The following is a 4,661-nucleotide window of genomic DNA, read 5'->3' as shown; positions in this document are numbered from 1 at the left end:
AGATAGAATCTAGTTCATTGCAGCAATACGCCCTGAACCAACGGTCACCGGCCGAAGGGAAAGGTAAAGGGCAGAAGCTCCTAGCAGCAATACGCCCTGAACCAACGGTCACCGGCCGAAGGGAAAGGTAAAGGGCAGAAGCTCATTGCAGCAATACGCCCTGAAAGGGCAGAAGCTCCTAGCCCAGGGTAACACCCTGGGTTAAAACAGCAAACAACCCTGTCGCCCTGAAAGGGCAAAAGCTTTAAAATAAACAAGAAAGAATGAAGAATCAAGAAGAATGTATCTGCGCCCTGGCAACCCCAGCTGGCGGTGCAATCGGAATCATCCGACTCAGCGGCTCCGACGCCATTACCCTCACCGACAAAATCTTCCAGTCTGCCAACGGCAAATCCCTGGAAGAAGCTAAGCCCTACACCCTGCATTATGGAGAAATCAAGGATAAGGATGGCAACACCATCGATGATGTACTGGTGAGCGTATTCCGTGCCCCCCACAGTTATACAGGCGAGAATTCCACCGAAATTTCCTGTCACGGCAGCCGGTACATTCTTCAGCAGGTTCTCCATCGCTTTACGGAGGTAGGATGTCGCCAGGCAGAACCCGGCGAATACACCCGTCGTGCCTATCTCAACGGCAAGATGGACCTCTCGCAGGCAGAGGCAGTAGCCGATCTCATCGCCTCTACCAACAAGGCAACCCACAAGATGGCGCTTAGCCAACTGAAGGGTCACTTCAGTAACGAACTCACCCTGCTGCGCGAAAAATTATTAAAGATGACTTCGCTCCTGGAGTTGGAGCTGGACTTCAGCGACCACGAGGAACTGGAGTTTGCCGACCGCAGTGATCTCCAGGCACTAGCCGAAGAAATCAATCATAAGATTACCACCCTCGCCCACTCCTTCGAGACCGGCAACGCCCTGAAACAGGGAGTAGCCGTAGCCATCGTAGGCAAGACGAATGTGGGCAAGAGCACCCTGCTCAACCGTCTGCTCCACGAGGAAAAAGCCATCGTGAGCGACATTCACGGAACCACCCGAGACGTAATCGAAGACACCACCCTCATCGACGGAATCACCTTCCGCTTCATAGATACGGCAGGAATCCGCAAGACGGATGATGTGGTAGAGAACATCGGAATAGAGCGCACTTTCCAGAAGATGGAAGAGGCGAAGATTGTAATCTGGCTATTGGACGAGCAGCCATCGGTCTCAGAAATCGAGGAGATGAAGCAGAAGAACCAGGGCAAGAAGCTGCTGGTGGTATTCAATAAGATGGATAAGCTGGAGGGTGAAAAGCTTGAGTTCGATAAGTTCACTCATTCCGGCGGTTCAGATTCCTGCGAAACAGAATCCACTGAAGCAGAATCCCCACTTTTCATCAGTGCCCGCACTGGCGAGAACGTTTCATCCCTGGAGCAGGCATTGGTAAAAGCCGCTGATATTCCGGAGATTACAGAGAACGACGTCATCATTACGAGTGCCCGCCACTACGAGGCACTTCTCCGTGCCCAAGCTTCCCTCTCCCGTGTATTGGAGTCGATGGAAATGGGAATGAGCGGCGACATCATTGCCGAGGATTTGAAAATGGTACTGGAGGAGCTGGGCGAGATCACCGGCGGCCAGATCAGCAGCCAGGAAACGCTGAACAATATCTTCAAGCACTTCTGCATCGGAAAGTAACCCCCTGGACAGCTCTAAAACGAACATTTTTATAACTGATTGCAAGCCACCTACTTAGGTGGCTTTTTTCGTCTTAACACATTCCATTTGTAATTTGCTGAAACCAATATTTTGGTGTATTTTTGGCTCAAATTTCATTCGTGGCCCTCAATTCTGTGATCAAATGGAAAGGCAAAATTCTATTTTAGGACACCAATTGCAAAATCTGCAAACCTTTCCAGTGACCGACATTTCTCATGTTGGACACCATCATGAAAATTGCTGCAAAAACGTGAAAATTGCTGCAAAAGAATTAGGGGGACTCATAGGGTACTAAATAGCAAACAAAAATGAGGATTTTAAGAAAATGTGAGGTATGTGGTGAAGAGTTCATTGCTACCAAAATCACAAATAAGTATTGCTCCAAGAGGTGTGCTCGTGTTGTGCATCGGAAGAAAGAAGCTGAGAAAAAGAAAAAAGCAAGAGAAAGTATGAAGGATGATGCTCAGAATTTGCAAAGTCTGGAAATCGCTTCTCGACCTTTTTTGACACCTTCAGATGTCGCATTTCTTCTTGGTGTTAGTGTTACTACTGTGTATCGATGCTTTTACGCAGGAACACTCAAAGCTGTCAGACTACGACGTAAGACATATGTTCGTCGTGAAGATCTTGATAAGTACTTTGAGGAAGCTGGTGCATACAAGAAGAAAAGCTATAAACGCAAAGATGACCAGGAGTATTATACTTTGCGTGAAATCATGGAGAAATATAATATCGGTCGCAAGGCCGTATGGGGACGTTGTGACCGTATGGGTATTCCAAAAGTCTATGTAGGACGTAACACCTTCTTCAGTAAAAAGGCAGTTGATGCAAAGTTTGCAGACCTTCTTGAAGAAATCAATCTCGACAACTACTATACCATGGATCAGGTGATGGACATGTATGGTATGACTCGAACTAACGCAATGAGTTTTGTCACTTATCACAAGGTACCAAGGGTAAACAGAAATGGTAAGGCCTACTATTCCAAGATACATATTGATAGTATCAAGCAAAAAGGCAATGAGGTAGATCCGGACTGGTACACTTATGAAGAAATTTCGGAAAAGTATGGCCTAACAAAGGATCAGATTAGCTACACTCTAAAAAATTATGATGTAAGGACTGAGAAGCGAGGTAAGTTCACGATGATATATAGAACCGACTTCGACAAGATTACTCAACAGCGAATGGGCAACACCAAGAAAGTTGAGAACTTGGATGGTACAGAACGTGTCATCTTCCAACCAAAAGCACAGGAGAGAGCATGTCCTCCTACTCCAGAAGGATATTACTCAACTGAGGAAGTGGCAGAAATGTTCAAGATCACCATCAAGCATGTCGGTGTGATGACCAGAGAGAACAAAACTCCTAAAATAGCTCTTAAAAATTTCAACTTCTATGAGAAGAAGGCCATTGACATACTGTATAATCAGAAACATAAGTATGCGGATATAAATGACTGGATCACTCCTGAAGAGATGAGAGATACCTACAATATGACGCATGACGCAGTACGTTCATTCATCCACAGGCATAAGATACCATCAAAAGTTGAATATGGAATAACCTACTATTCAAAGCAGCACATCCAGGCGCTGAAGACTGGATATTTCGAAGGAAGAGAACGCTACTATTCCGTAGAAGAAGCAATGAAGAAGTATGGAATGACAAAGGATATTGTTCATTATTACGTCAAGCATTACAAAGTCACTAAAGTAAAGAAGGGGCAATTCATGTTCTTTAGAAAAGAAGAATTCGACAGACTCATGGAAAAACGATTCAAAAATGATGATTTGAAAACAGATTATACTGAATAGTATGATTTACTTTCTCTTTACTGCTGTCAATGTAGTATCATTTAGGAATTTTGCAACCGAATTTTATTAATACAAAAATCAGATATATTATGCAAGTATGTAAAACCGTTAAGCTCCGTATGCGTGACAGACGCAACGGAACAAAGTCACTTTTCCTGGACTTTTGGCCAGGATATAGAGACCCGGAGACGATGGAGTTGATACGCCGTCGCTCACTTGGCATGTACATTTATGCCGATCCTGCCAACAAGCAGCAGAAGCTCTACAACGACAAGATTCTCGCCAAGGCAGAGGCTATTCGTTGTAAGGTGTACATTGATGTTCTCGACGAGAAGTACGATTTCTTCAACCGTGACAGATTGAAGGAGGACTTTCTCGGATATTTCAGAAATATGGTCAATCGCAACTATGTGAAGTGTGATGCAGCCTACAAGCATTTCGAGAAGTTCAGTAAAGGCAAATGTACATTTGAGATGCTTGATGTTCTTTACTGTAACAAGTACATGGAATATCTCCTTGATACCAAAGTGTCATCAAGAGGTGGACATGTTATCAAGAAGTCTATTTCCAGAAATACGGCATCAGCCTATTGGAATGTGTTCAAGCAGGTCTTGACAAAGGCATACCGTGAGCGAAGGCTGACAGATGATCTTGCCAGCCTTTTGGAAAACATTTCATGTACAACGCCAGTGAAGCAAAGTCTTACATTGGAGGAAGTTAGAAGAATGTATGCCACTGAATGTTCTATTCCTGTGGTTCGAAAGGCGGCATTATTCTCCTGTCTTACAGGTCTCCGTATCAGTGACATCCTGAGATTGAAATGGGAGAATATCCGTAGCTATGCTGATGGTGGATATTATCTGGATTTCATTTGCGTGAAGACAAAATGCCAGACCCAGGTTCCAATTGGTGATGATGCGTATGCTCTAATCCATCCAAAGACCAACAGAACATATATCTTCCAAGGTTTCAAACGTACTATGACGTATGGTGTGATGCAGAGCTGGCTGAAAGAGTGCGGTATCGAAAAGCATATCACCTTCCACTGTTTGAGTCATAGCAAAATCTTTTATTAATTGAATATCAACGAGTTAAGTGCTTTAAAGAATGTAACTGCTAACGATTTAGAAACGAGCTATAT

3 protein-coding genes are annotated in these 4,661 nt (G+C 44.3%); all 3 read left to right on the top strand.

Features of this window, described 5'->3' with window-relative positions:
- The first annotated feature begins 263 nt into the window (after positions 1–263).
- The 3 genes from mnmE (at position 264) to DW657_RS08010 (ending at position 4,596) form a co-directional block, all read left to right on the top strand.
- A complete protein-coding gene (gene mnmE, locus DW657_RS08020) occupies positions 264–1,682 on the top strand; it encodes a tRNA uridine-5-carboxymethylaminomethyl(34) synthesis GTPase MnmE (RefSeq protein ID WP_118312103.1) in 1,419 nt (472 codons plus the stop codon).
- Between the two features lie 329 nt (positions 1,683–2,011).
- A complete protein-coding gene (locus DW657_RS08015; protein WP_118312102.1) occupies positions 2,012–3,520 on the top strand; it encodes a helix-turn-helix domain-containing protein in 1,509 nt (502 codons plus the stop codon).
- Between the two features lie 89 nt (positions 3,521–3,609).
- Positions 3,610–4,596: a site-specific integrase gene (locus tag DW657_RS08010; protein ID WP_118312101.1), complete on the top strand. Its 987-nt coding sequence runs from the start codon at positions 3,610–3,612 to the stop codon at positions 4,594–4,596.
- The last annotated feature ends 65 nt before the right edge of the window (positions 4,597–4,661 follow it).

It is taken from the genome of Prevotella sp. AM23-5, from assembly GCF_003473645.1.
GTDB lineage: Bacteria > Bacteroidota > Bacteroidia > Bacteroidales > Bacteroidaceae > Prevotella > Prevotella copri_A.
The sequence above is the reverse complement of the archived record's forward strand: the minus strand, read 5'-3'. Positions and strand labels throughout refer to the sequence as shown.